Here is a 19,131-nt window from a genome sequence, read left to right on the forward strand (position 1 = left end):
CGATGTAGAATCCACTAATGTAGACGGTTAAATTTTATATGTCGTTCAAATTGGTGCAGTTTTTCAAGTATTAATTCGAGTATGCTCATAATAACACGTAATGTATCATTACTGGACGGGAATGACGTCGACGGCCTGTTTGATCTGCTGGTTGCCGTAGCTCTTCAATACGCCGATCACCGGCGCGACATCGGAATAGTCCCGGCCATAGCCAACGACGATATGGTCGCTGCCGGCAACGATATCGTTGGTGGGGTCGAGCTCCAGATAACCGGCGGCCTCACCGCACCATACGCGAACCCAGGCATGCATCGCATCGGCACCTTCCAGACGTTCCTTGCCCGGCGGGGGGATGGTGCGCAGGAAGCCGCTGACGTAACCGGCGGGAATGCCGAGGCTGCGCAGCGCCATGATCATGATATGCGAAAAGTCCTGGCATACGCCGCGTTTCAGCTTGAAGGCTTCCGACGGTGTCGTATCGACAGTCGTCGCTTCACCGTCATAGGTGAAGTCCTTGTGTATGCGTTTGCACATCGAGAGTGCGATTTCGCGAATGGTCATTCCGGGCTTCAGCAATTCCCGCGCATAGGCCGATATCGCCGTATCCGTCCCTAGTCTCGGGCTGGCGCCGATGAAGTGATGCGGTGACTGGAAGTCGACCGACCAGACGTCTGCAAGGTCTTGCGGCAGGCGTGAAAGCTCGGGTGAAAAATCTGCCGTCAGCGCAGGTGCCTCCACCATCACACGCGCCTGCATGCGGATATCCAGCTTTTCGTGCGGTGCGCGCAGATGCACTGAGGTGGCCGATTGATGAAAGAAATCCTCAAAGACCGCCCGTTCTTCCGGCACCGGCGAAACATCGATGGTGCCGGCGATGAAGCGCTGACGGCCCGGGATCGACAGGGGCAGCACTCGGATGATGTGGCGCGCGCCATGGGCCGGCGTGTCGTAGGTGTAACCCATATGCAGGGAAAGGTCATAAAGCATCGGGTTATCCGAGATATGTCTGGGCCAGAACATCGGAGAGATGTTCCATGTCCGTTTCGAGCTGGCGGTAGATCGCGCCGTTCATGTTTTCCGGCGTCATGACGGCAAGGCCGGAATGCAGCCGCATTGCCTCGCGGTAAAAGGGCGACATCTGGCCGTTCGTAAAGGCGTTCGGCAGCTGCTCCACCTCAGTACGAATCTCGTTCAGCTGAAACAGGATGGACCGTGGGTTGAGCGGATCGAGCGCCAGAAGATCGGTGACGGTCAGACCCGCCGTGCTGACATTGTATCGGCGGCGATGGGTCATGACGCTGTCACCGATTTCGAGCAGCATGTCATAGGATCCATCTGGCGCATCCGGTCCGGTCATATGGCCGAGAAGCCTTGTCATATGCAGGCCACGCTCGAGATAGCGGCCGATCGACAGGAAACGCCAGCCGGTGAAACGATACATGTTTTCGTGCACGAGACCGGCGAAGCCTGCAAGCTTGCGAAGGAGGATCGTCATGGCATGGGTCGCGTCGTCGCCCGGCGAAACCTTTGCGTGGAACCGACGGGCAGTCTTGGCAAGGTCATTTAGAGCAAGCCATCCGTCCGGCGAAAAACGGTCTCGGATGTTGCTGGCGGAATAGAGCGCGCTGTTGATGTTGTTCAGCAGGCTTTCCGGCACGGCATCGTTCATTTCCACATCCAGCGCTTCGAGATAACGCGTCACATGCGCAAGCAAGGGCTGACGTGGGTCGGCGGATTCGGCATAACGTCCGTGCCAGGCGCGCAAGATGCGCAATGCGCCTTCCGAACGTTCGATATAGCGGCCGAGCCAGAAGAGATTGTCCGCCGCACGGCTCGGCAGGCTACCCGGCATGTTGCGGGTGAAGCTTTCTTCCGCCGGTAAAAGCGTAGTGCGTTCCACCGGCTTGTCGCTGACGATCCAGACATCCGCGGCACTGCCGCCTGATTGCATGGCGATGGCGGATACATCGTTGCTGCTGCCGATCCGCGCAAAGCCGCCCGGCATGATCTGCCAGCCATCCTGGGTGCGGGCGGCAAAAACGCGAAGGCTCATCGGGCGCGGCACGAGCTTGTTGTCGATATAGGCCGGCGTGGTGGAAAGCGTCACCACCTCTTGGCCGACAAGCCTGTGGCCATCGGAAGCGAGCCAGTCGCTGATCGATTCCTTCGCCGTTTCGCGTAAGGACGAGCCGAGCACGGACTGACCGTTGTCTTCGAAGAAGGGCAGCCGGGAATAGGCCGGGCCTATGACCATGCCTTCGATATTGCCGGCAACGTGGCGGCGCTCGGATTCCTGTCCGCACCACCAGGTCGCGATGGACGGCAGTTTCAGGTCTTCGCCAAGCAGGTGGCGACAGACGCGCGGCATGAAGGACAGCAGGGCCCGTGTTTCGAGAATGCCGGTGCCGAGCGCGTTGACGATTGTCAGTGCCTCATTGCGCAGCGCCTGCACCATGCCGGGCGTACCGATGTGGGATTGCTGGTTCAGTTCCAGCGGATCGGAATAGGAGGCATCGAGGCGCCGCCAAAGCACGCCGATCGGTTTCAGTCCGGCCACGGTCCTTACCATCACGCGGCCGTTGACCACGGTCAGATCCTCACCCTCTAGCAGCATGAAGCCGAGATAGCGGGCGATATAGGCGTGTTCGAAATAGGTCTCGTTTGCGGGGCCGGGCGTCAGCACCGCGATGCGGTCATCCGGATGTTTTCTGTGCGACTGCAAGGTGTCGCGGAAAGCGCCGAAAAATGAAGCGAGACGGTGAACATGGGTTTCGGCATAGATGTCGGAAAGCGCGCGTGTGGTCGCCACCCGGTTTTCCAGCGCAAAACCTGCGCCGGAGGGCGCCTGTGTCCTGTCGGCAAGTACCCACCAGTTGCCATCAGGTCCACGTCCAATCTCGAACGAGCAGAAATGCAGATAATGGCCGCTTGCCGGTTTTACGCCGACCATCGGCCGCAGATATTCCGGATTGGAGGCGATCAGTGCCGGCGGTACGTAACCTTCCTTCACCAGCCGGTTTTCGCCGTAAAAATCGGCGACCATGGCTTCCAGAAGATTGGCGCGCTGTTTAAGCCCTTCGGAAAGAACCGTCCATTCCTTGTCGTCGATCAGCACCGGGATATGGGAGATCGGCCAGTTTCTTTCGCTGCTGCCCTTGCTGTAATCGCGGTAAAACACGCCCGCATCGCGCAGATAGCGGTCGGTGCGGGCAAAGCGCTCATGCAGTTCGCGTTCCGACATGCGCGACAGGGCACCGAGCAGGGTTTTCCAGACCGGTCTGACCTTGCCGTTGGTATCGAGCATCTCATCGGCCACGCCGGGCAAGGTGGAGTAGTCAAGCCCGCGCGATTGCGCGCTCGTTTCCGTCTTGCGTTCCGTGGCCGGGGCTTTGGACAATTTACACTCCGTATGGCCGGCGCAGATCGAGCGTCAGCGGAAATTCTGGCGACACGGTTTCCGCCATCAACGGATATTGCCCGGCCGTATGTCCCCATGGTTCGAAACGGGCAAGGCGGCGTGCCTCGGCCTCGTTGCCGTTGACGGGAAAGGTCTCGTAATTGCGACCACCCGGATGAGCAACATGGTAGATGCATCCGCCGATCGATCGTCCCGACCATGTATCATAAATGTCAAAGGTCAAGGGCGAATTGACCGGCAGAACGGGATGCAGGCCGGAAGAGGGCTGCCACGCCTTGAAACGAACACCGGCGACCGCAACGCTTCGGTTTTCCGTTGGAGTTAGCGGAACGGCGCGACCGTTGCACGCCACGGTATAGCGCGCAGGGTTGGAGGTTTCGAGGCGGACCTGCATACGCTCGACGGAGCTGTCGACAAAACGCACGGTTCCGCCGATGGCACCCTGTTCACCCATAACATGCCAGGGCTCCAGAGCCTGGCGCAATTCCAGCTTCGCGCCTTCGTATTCCACCTCACCGAAGAAGGGGAAACGGAATTCCTGCTGGGCTGTGAACCATTCCGGCTTCAGGTCGAAGCCATTTTCCCTCAGGTCTCCGAGCACGTCCATAAAGTCCGCCCAGATGTAGTGCGGCAGCATGAATCGGTCTGCAAGTGCCGTGCCCCAGCGCACGAATTTGCCGGCGGCGGGGTTTTTCCAGAAACGGGCGATGAGGGCGCGCACCAGCAATTGCTGGGCGAGCGACATGCGGGCATTCGGCGGCATTTCGAAGCCGCGGAACTCCACAAGGCCAAGGCGGCCGGTCGGCCCATCGGGAGAAAACAGCTTGTCGATGCAGATTTCGGCGCGGTGGGTGTTGCCCGTCACATCCGTCAGGAGGTTGCGGAACAGGCGGTCGACCAGCCATGGCAGCGGCGGCGCACCCTGGCCAGGGGCAGGCACCTGCGCCAGCGCGATCTCCAGTTCGTAAAGACTGTCGTGGCGGGCTTCGTCGATGCGGGGCGCCTGACTCGTCGGTCCGATGAACAGGCCGGAGAACAGGTAGGAAAGCGACGGGTGCCGCTGCCAGTGCAAGACAAGGCTTTTCAGAAGGTCGGGACGGCGCAGGAAAGGGCTGTCATTCGGGTTGGCCCCGCCCACGACCACATGGTTGCCACCACCGGTGCCGGTGTGACGACCATCGATCATGAATTTGTCAGCGCCCAGACGCGTCTGTCGCGCCTCTTCATAGACCGCCGTGGTGATGTCGACACAATCCTTCCAGCTTGCGGCCGGGTGGATGTTGACCTCGATGACGCCGGGATCGGGCGCTACACGGATGACATTGATACGCTCGTCATGTGGTGGAGCATAACCTTCGATATGGACGGGCAGCCCGAGCTCGGCCGCTGCCGCTTCTGCCGCTGCGACCAGTTCCAGATAATCCTCGATGCGTTCGACAGGCGGCATGAAGACGCAGAGCCGTCCATCGCGCGGTTCCACCGACATGGCTGTGCGCACCGCGCCGCCGATTTCACCAAGCGTCTGCTCGATGCGTTCCTGGCCGGATGCCTCATCCGCATGGAAAGACGCTTCCGGCATGGTGCGTCCGGAGGGCTGGAATTTCTCGGGAAGCGGCCCTCGCGGGATCGAAGGGTCAGCTTCATGGATATAAGGATAGGCGGATGGCGGCACATGGGGCAGGGTGCCAAGCGGCAGGCGGTAACCTACCGGGCTATCACCCGGAACGAGGAAAATCTTGCCGCGCCGTGTTTTCCATTTCTCGCTGACCCAGCGTTTGTCTGTGGTGGGCTTGGCGTTCCACGCCTGCACCGGAAGAATATAACCCGTCGGTGTCGTCAGCCCGCGTTCGAACACGCGGGCAAGGCGATTGCGTTCTTCCGGGTCTTTCAGTTTCGAGTTGGACGGATCGACATTTTCGGGAAGACTACCTTCCTTGATGATCCATTCGGCCGGATCCTCATAGGCCGGAAGCACCAGATCGGGCTCCACACCGAGATGAGTGGCGATACCGCTCAGTAGCTTTTGCGCGTCGTCGGCCGCAACACCGGTATTTGCGCCTTCTTCGGCAATCAGCGCAGGGTTCTGCCAGATCGGCAGACCGTCCTTTCGCCAGTAGAGTGAAAATGTCCAACGCGGCAGGCTTTCGCCCGGATACCATTTTCCCTGCCCGTAGTGCAGGAAGCCGCCGGGCGCGAAACGTTCGCGCAGGCGGCGGATCAACACGTCCGCTTTTTCGCGTTTCGTCGGTCCAACCGCGCCGGTGTTCCATTCCTCGGATTCGAAATCGTCGATGGAAACGAAGGTCGGCTCGCCGCCCATGGTCAGCCTGACGTCATGGGCGTTCAGAACCTGATCGACCTTTTCGCCGAGTGCATTGAGGCTCTCCCAGCTCTCATCGGAGAAGGGTTTGGTGATGCGCGGGGTCTCGGCAACGCGCCGAACCTGCATGTCGAAAGCGAATTCCGTATTGGCCTCGCCGAAATAACCGCCGGAAATCGGCGCGGCATTGCGGAAATGCGGCGTTGCCGCCAGCGGAATATGGCTCTCGCCGGTCAAAAGCCCCGAAGTGGGGTCGAGACCGACCCAGCCGGCGCCCGGCATATAGACCTCGGCCCAGGCATGCAGATCGGTGAAATCGACCTCTGTCCCTGACGGGCCATCCAATGCCTTGAGATCCGGTGTCAGCTGGATGAGGTATCCCGACACGAAACGTGCGGCAAGGCCGAGATGTCTCAAGATCTGGACGAACAGCCAGCTGGTGTCGCGGCATGAACCCTTGCCGGAAGCCAGCGTTTCTTCCGGCGTCTGAACACCCGGTTCCATGCGGATGACGTAACCGATTTCCTGCTGCAGACGGGCGTTGAGGCCGACGACCATATCCACCGTCGGCTGTCCGGGTGTGTGGTCCACGGTGGCCATGAAGGCGGAAAGCAGGGGGCCGGTCGGTTCCGGTTTCATGTAGATGGACAGATCTTCCCGCAGCTCCTGCGGATAATCGAACGGCCACTTGGTCGCCTCTTCCTCAACGAAGAAATCGAACGGATTGTAAACCGTCATATCGGCGACAAGATCGACCTCGATCTTGAATTCCGTCGCCGGCTCGGGAAAAACGAACCGGGCGAGATAATTGCCGTATGGGTCCTGTTGAAGGTTCACGAAATGATTTGACGGCGAAACCTTGAGAGAATGGCTGATGACATGGGTTCTGGAGTGCGAGGCGGGCTTCAATCTTATGATTTGCGGTCCAAGGCGAACCGGATTGTCGTATTTATAATGCGTCAGATGATAGATGCTCGCTTTGATCGCCATTAATCTGCCTTGCCCGGTTTTCCGGTTTATGCGGTTTGTCCGCCCCTCTGAAATTATTTGGATTTTGTGCAATGCAGGAAAAGAAAGCAAGGATCATTTCCGGAGGCACCCGCATTGTTGGCCGAGGCGCCGATGTTTGCCGGCGCGAAGAATTGCCGCGGCTTTTTAATTGTCTCCCTGGGGATTTCTCCTCGGTTGTGGACAAGGTTGAACGGCGTGTTATTGCTGGGCATCGCAAGGTGCAGCATCGCAAACCGCTTTCCTTGCCGACTGACGTTTCGGAATGGAATGAATGGCAACAACGGTGACCGACGATCAGCGCAAGAGTGCGGCGAACCTTTCGGGCTTCGATCTCGATTTTCGTTCGCAACTACGCATGATGGGCAATGCCTTCTGGACGTCGCCGGTTCGCAACCGGCTGATATTGCTGTCGATTGCCCTGCTCACGGTGATATTGCTCACCGCTTACGGGCAGATCAGGCTCAATGAGTGGAACGCGCCGTTTTACAATGCGCTGGAGCGGCGCGATCTTGACGCCTTCCTCCATCAGCTCGAAGTCTTCGCGATCATTGCTGGGCTGTTGTTGCTTCTCAATGTCATTCAGACCTGGCTTAACCAGATGACGGCGCTGAACATGCGCGAGGGTCTTGCCAAGGATATGGTGGACCAGTGGCTGAAACCGGGGCGCGCCGCCCGCCTTGCCGGTTTCGGCACGATTGCGATCAATCCGGACCAGCGTTTGCACGACGATGTCCGCAACCTTGCGGAAAGCAGCACGGCGCTTTCCATCGGCCTTGTGAATGCGACGATCCTGCTCATCAGCTTCATCGGCGTTCTGTGGACATTGTCGGCAGGCTTTTCCATCACGATCAACGGCGATCCGGTTGCGATTCCCGGATACATGGTCTGGGCGGCGATCCTTTATGCGGGCTCGGCGTCCCTGCTCAGCAACCTTGTCGGCTATCGTCTGGTCGGCCTGAATGCTGAACGTTATTCAAAAGAGGCCGAACTACGCTTTTCCCTGATGCGGGCCAGCGAAAATCTGGCGGCGATTGCGCTTGCGCGTGGTGAAAAAAACGAGCGGCGGCGGATCGGCGTTGATATCGATGCCGTGCTCGGCGTAATCCGCGGGCTCGCTTTAGCAATGACGCATCTGACCTGGGTGTCGTCGGGCTACGGCTGGTTGGCGGTTGTGGCGCCCATTCTTATTGCAGCGCCGGTCTATTTTTCCGGCAACCTCACCTTCGGCGGGCTGATGATGGCCGTCGGCGCCTTCAACCAGGTCAATACCGCACTTCGCTGGTATATCGACAATTTCGGGCCGATTGCCAGCTGGAAGGCGACGTTGCAGCGTGTTTCGGTGTTTCGCAACGCTCTGATCCAGATGGATAGCGTTGAACAGCACGGCCTCGCAATCGATCTTCAACGGAGTGCCGACAACGAAAAAATCCGCCTTCGGTCGGTGACTATCTGCCGCGATGCGGGCGGACAGGATCTGGAGCGGGGTTTCCGGCTGCGTGAGGCCGAGGTTGAAATCGGGCGGGGTGATCGTCTGATGATCAATGGCGAACAGGGCGTGAACCGGCGGCTGCTGTTTGCCGCCATGGCCGGCCTGTGGCCATGGGGGCAGGGCAGGATAGAAATGCCCGAACAGTCCGACACGCTTTTCATTGCCCAGCACGGCTATTTGCCAACAGGAACGCTGCGCGAAATTCTGGCCTATCCGCGCGCGCCCCAGCGGTTTGTGGAGGCAGACTATGTCGCGGCGCTGACCGCGTGCGGTCTCGGTGAAATGGCGCCCCGGCTTGATGAACACATTCGCTGGGACAAGAAGCTGGATTCGGATGAACAGGCCAGCATTAGGATCGCCAATGCCCTGTTGTTGAAGCCGAAATTCATCGTCATCGACGATTTGCTGGAAGGGCTGGAAAAACAGACACAGGATACGCTGGCGGAGGTTTTGAATGGGATCGACGGCGTAGCGATTATCTATATCGGCAGATCAGAGACATTTTTGTCGGTTCTTACCCCGGCTTTGGCCCATCTGGACCATGCCCCCATGAAGGAAAATACCGTAAAGCCGGATATCGCTCCAAAATAAGCCGCCGGGTTATGCTGCTGTTGATCTCACAGTGCGGATCAAAGCCGCAAATGCCATTTTTCGAGGTCCAGCCGTTGCTGTTTGGCTAGGCTTATGGTGCCGTCCGGCTCCATCTGCGAGCGCAGAACAAAGGTGCCGGTCGCCAGGCTGATGGCAATGACGCTGGCAACCGCGAGAATGATACGGTCGTAGCGCTGCTGTATCTTATTGTTTCCACTCCAGTCATAGGCCATTCGCACGCCCTCGCGGTTTTTTGGAATCGTGCCGCATCATGGTTAACCGAAGCTTACGATGGCTTCGTGATTCCTTGCTGTTTTGGAAGGGCTGCCGCGAAAAATCGGCTATTGGCTGAGGGGGCGCGGTTGTTTAAATCCGGCGGCGGGAGGTTCTTGAAAGGAATTTGATATGGAACAGCAACCGCCCGCCGATATGGAACTCACGCTCAGAACGCTTGCCATGCCGGCTGACGCCAATCCGGCCGGCGACATTTTCGGCGGTTGGGTGATGTCGCAGATGGACCTTGCCGCCTTCGTCCGCGCCAATGATGTGGCAGGCGGGCGTACCGTCACAGTGGCGGTTCATGAAATCGTCTTCAAGAAACCGGTCAAGATCGGCGATACATTGTGTGTCTATACCAGGATCGAAAAGGTTGGGCGCACCTCCGTCACGCTCAAGATCGAGGCCTGGACCCGCAGGCACTATCAGGATTCCCGGGAAAAGGTTACGGAGGCCGTCTTCATCATGGTAGCGGTGGATGACAAAGGCGAGCCGCGCCCTGTGCGCAAAGAGGCGTAAGGCGCTTGCCTTCGAAGCAAACTTCCAACCGTTCGCAGGCAGCCGAAAGAGCATGAGGCTCTTCGGCTCCGCCAATTCGATCTCCGAACGCGCAATACTTTAGAAATATCCAATTTATTTATCAATTTTTGCGATCAAGGTATGGAATAGGGCGGGGATCAGGCTGTGACCATTCCAGGTGTTGTTATTGTTGGTGGCGCTCACGGCACGCTTGCCCTTGCCCGCAGCCTTGGCGCCCTTGATGTGCCTGTGCACTATATCACCCATGATTCACCGCTGCCGGGCTGGTCGCGTTTCGTGAAGAACACGATCCGCTGGTCCGGTCCTCATGATGCAGGGGCGATGGCGTTTTTACGCGATATGGCAGAGAAGCATCATCTGAAAGGGTGTCTTCTGGTGCCATCAGGGGATGGCGAGGTTCAGCTCGTTTCACAACATCGCGACGAGCTTTCCGCCCTTTACAAAATCGTCCTGCCTGATTGGTCCTCCCTTCAATGGTTGTGCGAGAAACCGCTGCTCTACAAACGCGCGGCGGAACTCGGTGTCAGCTTCCCCCGGACCTATGCCATGACCTCGTCCGATGACGCCGATGCGCTGGACGTGACGTTTCCCGTTATCCTGAAGCCGAATATGGGCGGGGGCGATACCGCGATTTCCCGGGCGAAGGTTATCCGCGCCGATGACAGGCAGGCGCTGAAAGCCGCTTTTGCCGCTGCGAGCGGCGAGATCGGCGCGGGCAATGTCGTCGTGCAGGAGCTCATTCCCGGCGGGGGAGAAAGCCAGTTTTCCTATGCGGCGCTCTGGCGCGATGGCGAGCCTGTTGCAGAATTCACCGCCCGACGCCTGCGTCAGTATCCCGTCGATTTTGGTTACACCAGCACCTGTGTCGAGGTTGTCGACAACCCTCAAGCGATCGATGCGGCAAGGAAGATATTGAAATCGGCCGGTCACAGCGGGTTGGTCGAGGTGGAGTTCAAGCGGGATGGCAGGGATGGATCGCTGAAACTTCTCGATGTTAATCCTCGCCCATGGTCGTGGTTTGGCCTGTGTTCAGCGGCCGGCATCGATCTCGGCGCGCTGCTGTGGCAGGTTGCCAACGACATGCCGCGCGGCCAGATGCTAGATGCGCGGCAAGGTGTGTCATGGTCCTATCTTGTCCGTGATGCCATTGCCGCATTGACGTTGAATCGACGGGGACAGGCGGGAATTGGGGACTATGTCGCCTCTCTGCGCACAATCCGCAGCTGGGCGGCTTTTGCGGCGAACGATCCTTTGCCGGGCCTTATCGACCTGCCCCTCACGGTCTGGAGAGTCATCAAAAAACGGGTTCTGCCCGGTTTGAAGTTGCGGTAATCGGTAATGGTGTTTTTGCGGTCGGTAAAACGCTCTCTGAAATATGGGGTCATAAGGGCGGGGCTGGAGATAGCTTCCCTGCCGGCGGTTCGTGCGGCTTTTCCGGCTCTTGCCGGGCGTGGCGTGATCTTCACGCTCCACCATGTTCGTCCGGACGAGGAAGCGTCAGCTTTTGCGCCGAATGCACACTTGTCGATCACGCCACAATTTCTGGAAGAGGCGATAGAGGCGGCGCTCGAATGTGGTCTCGTTCCCGTTCATCTGCACGATCTGCCGGGCCTGCTCGCCGATAGTTCCGAGAAACGGTCGTTCTGCGCTTTCACGCTTGATGACGGCTATCGCAACAATGCCGAATATGCTGCACCGATTTTCCGGAAATATGCTGTTCCCTATACGATTTTCATCACGCCGGGTTTTGTGGAGCGGACGCGTAGCGTGTGGTGGGAAACCACTGCCACGCTGACGCAGAAAGCCACGTCCTTTGAATTCGATTTCGGGACAGGGCCGGAGCAGATTAAATCCGGCAGCCTTCCACAAAAAGCGGAAGCCTTTGCGCGTCTGGAAAACTTCGTCCAGATATTCGCGGAGGACGAGGCGGTGGAGAGGATCGACCGTGTCGCGGGGCAACATGGTATCGATCCGATCGCGATCGTGGAAAAACTCGTCATGGATGCGGCCGAACTCAAGGCGCTGTCGAGCGATCCCCTGGTCCATCTCGGCGCGCATACCATGATGCATGTGAACATGCGCAAGATCGATGCGGCGCGTCTGGCATACGAAATCGAGGAATCGACAAGACGGGTGGAGACCTATGTCGGCCGTCGACCGAGGTCCTTTTCCTATCCCTATGGCTGGATAAAGGCCGTGGGAGAACGCGAGGCGAAAGCGGTGTTTGATGCGGGATTTCCCGTAGCTGTTACCACGCAGGCCGGTATTCTTGGGGCCGATAGCCTTGAAAAGCCGATGCTGTTGCCGCGCGTTTCGCTGAACGGCCGCTTTCAGAAGAAGCGCTTTGTCAAAGCGCTCATCTCAGGCCTGCCTTTCCGGTTCGTCTAGCGATCAACCTCTCCCTGCCGTCTTTCGCCGATGACGACGACATGTGTCGGTGCGGCTAATCGAGCTGTCGTGTTGTTTTTGTTATTCACATCCATTTATCTATTGATTATAAATAAATTTATCGAAGGAAAACATTACAACTTTTCTTAAGGTTTCGCCCGTGCTGTTGATTTTTTCCGATGACCTGACCGGTGCGCTTGATGCGGCCGCCCCCTTCGCCGGGCGTGGGCTTTCGACTGAAGTTGCGATTGGTCTTGACGGCGTCCGTGCAGCGGTGGCCGATGCGCCGGCCGTCCTCAGCGTCAATCTGGGTTGTCGGGATGGCAAGGCGGATGAAGCCCGCCGCCGCACGCAGGAACTGATGGCACTGGTTCCGGCCGATACAGTTCTGTTCAAGAAGATCGATTCCCGCCTGAAAGGACATATCGCCGCCGAAATGGATGCTGTTTCCTATCGGCATGCGCTTGTAGCGCCAGCCATTCCGGATTTTGGACGCATCGTCGTAGACGGTTCCGTGTCCGGCTTTGGCGTTGACGGCACGATTTCGGTTCATGAAAGACTGGGCGGTCACGCCAGCCGCTGCGCAATACCAGACACCCTATCGCATGCGGACATCAGGGAGGCTTTGCTTGCCGGGCGCGCAAACGGGGTTGATCTTCTGGTGGGCGCGCGAGGGCTGGCCGAGGCGCTGGCCGAAATGATGACAGCGCAGGCGGTGCCCGAAGCGGCATCTATTCCCGCGGGTAAGGGGCTTTTCGTCATAGGTTCGCGCGACCCGATCACCGTTGAACAAATTGAAATCCTTAAAGGAACGGGGTTGGTATCGGTCACCGATGCACCCAATGGCGTCGTGCCGTTTCACGCGCATGCTCGTTCCAGCCTGACGCTCGTTTACGCGACGCAAGGGGCGGAAGATCTTTCCCCGCTCGAGGTTTCAGACCAGCTGGCGTATGGCGTCGTGCCGCTTTTCACCACCGGGACCGACACGTTGCTTTTGTCCGGCGGCGCCACGGCCGAAGCGGTGCTGCTTGCCATGGGGGTATCGCGTCTGCGCCTTGCCGGCGAGTGCCTGCCCGGTCTTGGTGTCGGCTGGTCCGGCGACCAATGTATCATTGCGAAGTCAGGTGGTTTTGGGCAAGCTGACACGTTGAAACGGATTGCGAAAATGATGCTTGGCGAAAATGACGCTGGAGAAAGCTGACCAGATGGGGCTGATGAAAGAAACGGCGCGCAAGGCACTTCCGGACATTATTTTCGAGAGAATGCACCGGGCGATCAAATCCGGCGCCTACAAGCCGGATGAACGGCTTCCGACCGAACATGAACTCGCCATGGAATTCGAAGTGTCGCGACCGGTGGTCCGCGAGGCGCTTCGGCGGCTGCGCGAACAGGGGTTCATCTATTCGCGAAGGGGTTCCGGCAGCTATGTGCGGGCATTCGGCCTGCGCGAGCCGCTGGGCTTCGGCCAGCTCGAAAATGTCGCTGACCTGCTGAACTGTTATGAATTCAGGCTGACTCTGGAGCCGGCAGCTGCGGCGGCGGCGGCCTTGCGGCATGATGGCGAGAGGCTCGTCGCAATCAAAAAGGCGCTCGAGCTGATGCGGGACGCCACCAATCGCCAGTCCCACCGTGAGGATGCCGATTATCAGTTCCACCTTGCCATCGCGCGGGCGGCACGGAATAGCTATTTCTCCACTGCGATGGAGGCTCTCAAGGACCACATTGCGGTGGGAATGAAGTTTCACGGCATGTCGGTGAAGCGCGAGGCATCCGGCCTTACCCGCGTGTTTGCCGAGCACGAGGCGATTGCGGTGGCGATTGCCGAAGGAGATGCCGAGGCCGCGCGGCGGCTGATGCACGACCATCTGACGGGATCACGTGACCGCCTCTTCGAGTCTTCGCATACGGATTGAGGGAAGTGACGGCGAGCCGGTGCGCGCGATAGCGCACCGGACTTTCGATTAGAAAGCGCGGCGGTAAATGCCGAGCACGTCATCAAGGCTCATATCGACGGGATTGTTGTCCATCAGCCGGCGGATTGCGTGAGCGTCTTGCGCATAACGGGGAAGGTCGGTTTCGCTTGCCCCGTGCCGCGCAAGGGACATTTCAATGCCGAGGCCGGCGCAGAAATCTGTCGCTGCCTTGCGAAGATCATCGGATGAAAGATGCTCGCGAAGCCCAAGCGCTCCGGCCACCTCCGCCGTCTTTGCCGAAACGGCGTGCTGGTTGAAAGCCAGAACATGCGGGAAGACGATAGCGTTTGCCAACCCGTGCGGCAGGTTGAGAAGCGTGCCGAGCGGATAGGCGATGGCGTGACCCGCCGCCGTATTGACCGGGCCAAGGCAGATGCCGCCATAGTAGGAGGCGAGCATCATTCCTTCGCGGGCTTCGGTATCAGCGCCGTCGCGAACGGCGCGCGCCAGATATTTGCCCACCAGCGAAAAGCCCATGCGGGCAAAACCGTCGATCATCGGATGGGCCTTGCGATTGGTGAAAGCCTCCACGCAATGCGCCATGGCATCCACCCCCGTCGCCGCTGTCACAGCTGATGGCACGGAATACGTGAGTTCCGGATCGAGCACCGCGAAATCGGCAATCAGATGAGGGCTTTCGACCGCGACCTTGCTGCCCTTGACGGGATCGGTGATGAGCGAGCGAATCCCGGCTTCCGAGCCGGTTCCGGCGGTGGTGGCGATCTGGACGAGCCTGGTGTCGCGCCCTGCGACCCTGTTCGGTCCTGCCACATCCTCAAGCGTCTGGCTGGAATTCCAGAGTGCGGCGACGAGTTTCGCCACATCCATCACCGAGCCACCGCCGAGGCCGATGACGAGATCGGGTTTGGCGGCGCGCGCTGCGGCCAGTGCTGCATCGAGCGTCCCTGTGTCCGGTTCGCCGGGAATGGCGTCAAAGACAGTGAAAGGACCCTGCAATTGCAGCCGGTCGGCAAATTTCGCGGTCAGCGGCGTGGCGATCACCAGGGTCGAAGCGGTTTTGACGGCCCAGGCGCCGACCTGAGAAATGGTGCCGGCGCCAACGGCAAGCCTGCGCGGCTGATGGATGAGAATGGAGGCTGTGGACATGGTGTTCATCCTCTTGCGCCCTTGCCCGCCACGAGCTTGCGCGCATAGGCTATGGCCTCATTCATGTTGCCGTGATTGGCGATGCCTTTGCCGGCGATGTCGAAGGCCGTTCCATGATCGACCGAAGTGCGATCAATCGGCAGATCGACCGAGACATTGACGGCGGTATCAAAGGCGACGAGCTTGATCGGGATATGGCCCTGATCGTGATATTGCGCGACAACCAGATCGAAAGTGCCCGAATAGGCGCGGTGGAACACGGTATCGGCGGAGATCGGCCCGTGTACCTCGATGCCTTCAGCGCGCGCGGCGGCAACCGCTGGCGCAATCTGGTCATCATCCTCGGTGCCAAACAGACCGTTTTCGCCGCAATGCGGATTGATACCGGCAACCGCGATGCGCGGCCGCTCGTAACCGATGCGCTTCAGATGAGCATTGCCAGCGCGGATGGTCGCCAGCACCCGCTCCGTCGTTGCCCGTTGAATGGCTTCCTGCAGGGACACGTGGGTCGAGACGTGAATGACCTTCAGCCGCTCGGAGGCAAGCAACATGTAGGCGGCTGAAGAACCGGTCAGGCTGCGCAGCATGCCGGTGTGGCCGTCATAATGGTGGCCCGCAAGATTGAGGGCCTCCTTGTTAATCGGAGCAGTGACGATGCAGCCGATTGCGCCCGCTTCGGCATCCCGCACCGCTTTTTCAATGAAACGGAAAGCGGCGTCTCCGGCAACCGGCGACAGCGTGCCCCATGGCAGCGGCGCACCCTCCACCGGCAGATCGACCACATTCCGAGTAAGATCGATGTCGATGCCAAGCGCACCCCGCGCCGCTTCCAGCGTGGCAAGGTTGCCATAAATCCGCGTTGCTTCCCTATCCGGGGCGGACATTTCCGCAAGCGCGCGGACGGTTATTTCCGGGCCGACGCCGCAGGGGTCACCCATGGTGATACCAATGATGTTGCTCATCCGATTCTCCCGTCCTTGGCGTCTGCCCAGCCGGGCGCCAGCCGGACATATTTGATTGCGCGGCGATGATAGGTGTAGCTTGCGTGCAGGGTACCGTCCGCTGCCTCCAGAAGCCATGGATAGGACATTTCCAGATTGCGGCCGTCGGTCGAATCGTTGGACAGGCAGGTGCCCGGCCCGTCCTCGATCAAAATCCGGGTAGGAAAGCTGCGGCCGTCGTCATCGGACAGGCAGATGGAAACCGGCGCGCGCGGCACGCCCCATATGGGCACACATCCACCGCTCGGATCGGCATCCGGTCTGTCGTCTTCCTCGCCCAGTTCGTCATAAAGCGAGGCGCGACGGTCGCTGGATTGCGCGGCGTTGATGGGGTTGCAGATCATCGCCAGCCTGCCGTGTGCGAGCCTGATCGCGGCGATGGAGGAATTATTGTTCGGTACGTCGGTCGGCAGCGGTTCTGTCCATGAGCGACCGCCATCTGTGCTTTCCGTGCGGTAAACGAGATCGGCCTGACGGCGGCGAAAAAAAGCGGAGTAGCGCCCATTCGCGCCCGCAACCGGGCTCATATGAACGCAGCCGGTCGAGCCCGCCAGCTCCTGCAATTGCCATGTGAGGCCGTTGTCTTTCGATATGCCGAGTGCTGCGGTATCGTGGCTGCCGTTCCATTTCTGGCCGGGGCGTTGGACGCAGCGGAAGATCGGCAGAAGCCATGCGCCGTCATCGCGGATGCGAAGCGGCGCACGGATGAAGCAGCCTTTCGGAAGATCGAGAAAACGGCCATCTTCGGCGGACAGCTTTTCCGGCGTTGCCGGGTCGTGGACGACCCGCGCCATGCGGATGCGGCATTCGTCCTGATTGCCGGATGGCTGGGCGGTGTGAAACAGCCAGAGAGTGCCATCAGGTGCGGTGAAAATAACCGGATTCTGTTCGGAATGGGCGGGATCGTTGCTCAGGCGCTGCGGCGCTCCCCACCGGCTCGCGCCGGGTGTGAGCGCGGACGCGAAGATCGAAATATCCGATTTTCCCTCCAGCGTTCCGCCAAACCAGGCGCACAGCAGGGTGCCGTCCTGCAGAAGGTGCAGAAAGCTCGCATGGTTCTGGATCATCGGCGATGGCAGGAACGCTTCGTGCCGGTTTTCCGAAACGGCATGGATGGCTCCGGTCATGGCGTGAGCAATGTCATCAGGGGTCATCGTGGTCTCCTCTTGGTCTGATGAAAATGGCATATTCAAAAAGTTGTCAAGTTTATTTAAGACAAAAGGACGTCCGAAAATTTTTGATGAATTAAAATAAGTGCATGTTTTATAAACATAAAACTTCTGTACTAAGTCTCAATAAAAAATCCTTCTGAAAAATAATTTGACAAAAAATGTGATAGCGTCGATGCTTTGATAACGGGTGGAGGAGACGATCATCCGCACGCCATGCTCCTCAATGCAGGAGACGGGGCTTTTGAATGCCTCTTGCGGCACGCCGCCATGTTGCTGAATTTCTGATCTGGGAGGAGAACGGAATGAAGAAGTCATTGATTGCGGGCGCCCTTGTTATGGGTTGCCTTAGCGCCGCGGTTTCGCCGGCGCTTGCGGCGTCGGGGCCGATCAAGATCGTGCTGGCGGAAGAGGCTGACCTGCTGGAGCCTTGCATGGCGACCCGCTCCAATATTGGCCGTATCATCATGGAAAATGTCAGCGAGACGCTGACCGAGCTTGATGTGCGCGGCAAGAACGGCGTGCAACCGCGCCTCGCTGAAAAATGGGAGCAGAACGTGGATGGCAGCTGGCGTTTCCACCTGCGTGAAGGCGTGAAGTTTTCCGACGGCACGGGTTTCGATGCCAAGGATGTCAAGCATAGCTTCGAGCGCATCATGAGCGACAAGAATGCATGCGAATCCCGTCGTTACTTCGGCGGTATGACCGTCACCCCCACGATTGTCGACGACCATACGATCGACTTCAAGACAGAGCCAGCCCAGCCCATTCTGCCGCTCCTGATGTCGCTCGTCACCATCGTGCCCGAAGAAACCAAGATGGAATTTATCCGCGAGCCTGTTGGCACCGGACCTTACAAGCTGACCAACTGGACACCGGGCCAGCAGATTGTTTTGACTGCACGTGACGACTATTGGGGCGCCAAGCCGCAGGTGACGGAAGCGACCTATCTTTTCCGAGCTGATCCCTCGGTTCGCGCCGCCATGGTGCAGACCGGCGAAGCCGATCTTTCACCCTCCATTTCGCAGCTCGACGCGACAAACCCGAAGACCGACTTTTCCTATCTCGACAGCGAGACGGTCTACATGCGCCTCGACCACAACATCGCGCCGCTGAATGACGTGCGGGTGCGCCGTGCACTCAACCTCGCCATCGACCGGCAGGCTTTCCTCGGCACGCTGGTTCCCGAAGGTGCTGTGCTGGCCACCGCACTCGTTCCGCCGACCACGCTCGGCTGGAACCCTGATGTCAAGGTTTTCCCCTACGACCCTGATGGCGCGAAGAAGTTGCTGGAGGAGGCAAAAGCTGCTGGTGTGAAGGTGGATACGCCGATCACCATCATCGCGCGCACTGCGAACTTCCCTAATGTCACCGAGATCATGGAGGCGATCCAGCAGCAATTGCAGGAAGTCGGCTTCAAGATCGACCTCAAATTCGTGGAAGTGGCCGAGCACGAAAGCTATTATTCCAAGCCTTTCAAGGAAGGCCGGGGACCGCAGATCGTCGCTGCCATGCACGACAATTCCAAGGGTGATCCGTCCTTCACCATGTTCTTCAAATATGCCACCAAGGGCACGCAATCCGGTTTCTCGGACCCCAAGGTGGATGACTTGATCGAACGAGCATCCGCAGCCGTCGGCGATGAACGCGCCAAGCTCTGGTCCGAGCTCATCGCCTACCTGCATGACGATGTCGTGGCGGATGTGCTGCTGTTCCACATGGTTGGCTTCTCACGCGTCTCCGAACGGCTGGACTTCAAGCCCACCATCGCCACCAATTCGATGCTGCAGCTTTCGGAAATCGGCATCAAGTAAGCCGGTATTTCATCTGCCAAAGAGCGGCGGCGGA

The 19,131-nt window shown here is 59.0% G+C and carries 15 protein-coding genes; 8 read left to right on the forward strand and 7 right to left on the reverse strand.

Annotation, left to right across the window (positions count from 1 at the left end):
- Nucleotides 1–108 precede the first annotated feature (108 nt).
- The 3 genes from QE432_RS04505 to QE432_RS04515 are packed head-to-tail and all read right to left on the reverse strand — an operon-like array spanning nt 109 to nt 6,728.
- Nucleotides 109–987 (reverse strand): transglutaminase family protein, encoded by an 879-nt coding sequence (locus QE432_RS04505; RefSeq protein WP_003511536.1) that lies wholly within the window; start codon nt 985–987, stop codon nt 109–111.
- A gap of 4 nt (nt 988–991) precedes the next feature.
- Nucleotides 992–3,397 (reverse strand): circularly permuted type 2 ATP-grasp protein, encoded by a 2,406-nt coding sequence (locus tag QE432_RS04510; protein ID WP_003511535.1) that lies wholly within the window; start codon nt 3,395–3,397, stop codon nt 992–994.
- Nucleotide 3,398: 1 nt separating this feature from the next.
- Nucleotides 3,399–6,728 (reverse strand): transglutaminase family protein, encoded by a 3,330-nt coding sequence (locus tag QE432_RS04515; RefSeq protein WP_003511533.1) that lies wholly within the window; start codon nt 6,726–6,728, stop codon nt 3,399–3,401.
- Nucleotides 6,729–6,799: 71 nt separating this feature from the next.
- Here QE432_RS04515 and QE432_RS04520 point away from each other — a divergent pair, with 71 nt between their 5' ends.
- Nucleotides 6,800–7,036, forward strand: a complete 237-nt coding sequence (locus QE432_RS04520; protein WP_158006614.1) for a hypothetical protein — start codon at nt 6,800–6,802, stop codon at nt 7,034–7,036.
- On the forward strand, nt 7,021–8,829 hold the full coding sequence (locus QE432_RS04525) for an ABC transporter ATP-binding protein/permease (protein ID WP_035199741.1): 1,809 nt from the start codon (nt 7,021–7,023) through the stop codon (nt 8,827–8,829). Before QE432_RS04520 ends, QE432_RS04525 begins: the two co-directional genes overlap by 16 nt.
- Before the next feature lie 38 nt (nt 8,830–8,867).
- Here the strand turns inward: QE432_RS04525 and QE432_RS04530 are convergent, their stop codons facing one another.
- Nucleotides 8,868–9,062 carry a hypothetical protein gene (locus tag QE432_RS04530; protein WP_013761913.1) on the reverse strand — a complete coding sequence of 65 codons (195 nt, stop codon included), beginning with the start codon at nt 9,060–9,062 and terminating at the stop codon, nt 8,868–8,870.
- Nucleotides 9,063–9,234: 172 nt separating this feature from the next.
- Between QE432_RS04530 and QE432_RS04535 the strand changes: the two genes are divergently transcribed.
- From QE432_RS04535 to QE432_RS04555, 5 genes are all read left to right on the forward strand, one after another.
- On the forward strand, nt 9,235–9,624 hold the full coding sequence (locus QE432_RS04535) for an acyl-CoA thioesterase (protein ID WP_003511527.1): 390 nt from the start codon (nt 9,235–9,237) through the stop codon (nt 9,622–9,624).
- A gap of 165 nt (nt 9,625–9,789) precedes the next feature.
- On the forward strand, nt 9,790–10,977 hold the full coding sequence (locus QE432_RS04540) for a carboxylate--amine ligase (protein ID WP_065660426.1): 1,188 nt from the start codon (nt 9,790–9,792) through the stop codon (nt 10,975–10,977).
- A gap of 6 nt (nt 10,978–10,983) precedes the next feature.
- Nucleotides 10,984–12,033, forward strand: coding sequence for a polysaccharide deacetylase family protein (locus tag QE432_RS04545; protein WP_065704465.1), 1,050 nt, complete (start codon nt 10,984–10,986; stop codon nt 12,031–12,033).
- A gap of 160 nt (nt 12,034–12,193) precedes the next feature.
- Nucleotides 12,194–13,234, forward strand: a complete 1,041-nt coding sequence (locus QE432_RS04550; RefSeq protein ID WP_111789632.1) for a four-carbon acid sugar kinase family protein — start codon at nt 12,194–12,196, stop codon at nt 13,232–13,234.
- Nucleotides 13,235–13,238: 4 nt separating this feature from the next.
- On the forward strand, nt 13,239–13,946 hold the full coding sequence (locus tag QE432_RS04555; protein ID WP_003511522.1) for a FadR/GntR family transcriptional regulator: 708 nt from the start codon (nt 13,239–13,241) through the stop codon (nt 13,944–13,946).
- Nucleotides 13,947–13,994: 48 nt separating this feature from the next.
- Here QE432_RS04555 and QE432_RS04560 read toward each other — a convergent pair whose 3' ends face one another.
- Genes QE432_RS04560 through QE432_RS04570 form a run of 3 tightly spaced genes read right to left on the reverse strand, consistent with a single transcriptional unit; the run spans nt 13,995 to nt 17,268 of the window.
- Nucleotides 13,995–15,122, reverse strand: coding sequence for an iron-containing alcohol dehydrogenase (locus tag QE432_RS04560; RefSeq protein ID WP_065704462.1), 1,128 nt, complete (start codon nt 15,120–15,122; stop codon nt 13,995–13,997).
- Nucleotides 15,119–16,075, reverse strand: a complete 957-nt coding sequence (gene pdxA / locus QE432_RS04565) for a 4-hydroxythreonine-4-phosphate dehydrogenase PdxA (RefSeq protein ID WP_038494367.1) — start codon at nt 16,073–16,075, stop codon at nt 15,119–15,121. The genes QE432_RS04560 and pdxA overlap by 4 nt, the downstream gene beginning before the upstream one ends.
- Nucleotides 16,072–17,268, reverse strand: a complete 1,197-nt coding sequence (locus QE432_RS04570) for a sialidase family protein (protein ID WP_111782982.1) — start codon at nt 17,266–17,268, stop codon at nt 16,072–16,074. Before QE432_RS04570 ends, pdxA begins: the two co-directional genes overlap by 4 nt.
- Nucleotides 17,269–17,588: 320 nt before the next feature.
- On the opposite strand from QE432_RS04570, the gene QE432_RS04575 reads away from it, so the two are divergent.
- Nucleotides 17,589–19,097, forward strand: coding sequence for an ABC transporter substrate-binding protein (locus tag QE432_RS04575; protein ID WP_038495835.1), 1,509 nt, complete (start codon nt 17,589–17,591; stop codon nt 19,095–19,097).
- The last annotated feature ends 34 nt before the right edge of the window (nt 19,098–19,131 follow it).

Source organism: Agrobacterium sp. SORGH_AS_0745, assembly GCF_030818995.1.
Classification (GTDB): Bacteria; Pseudomonadota; Alphaproteobacteria; order Rhizobiales; family Rhizobiaceae; genus Agrobacterium; species Agrobacterium tumefaciens.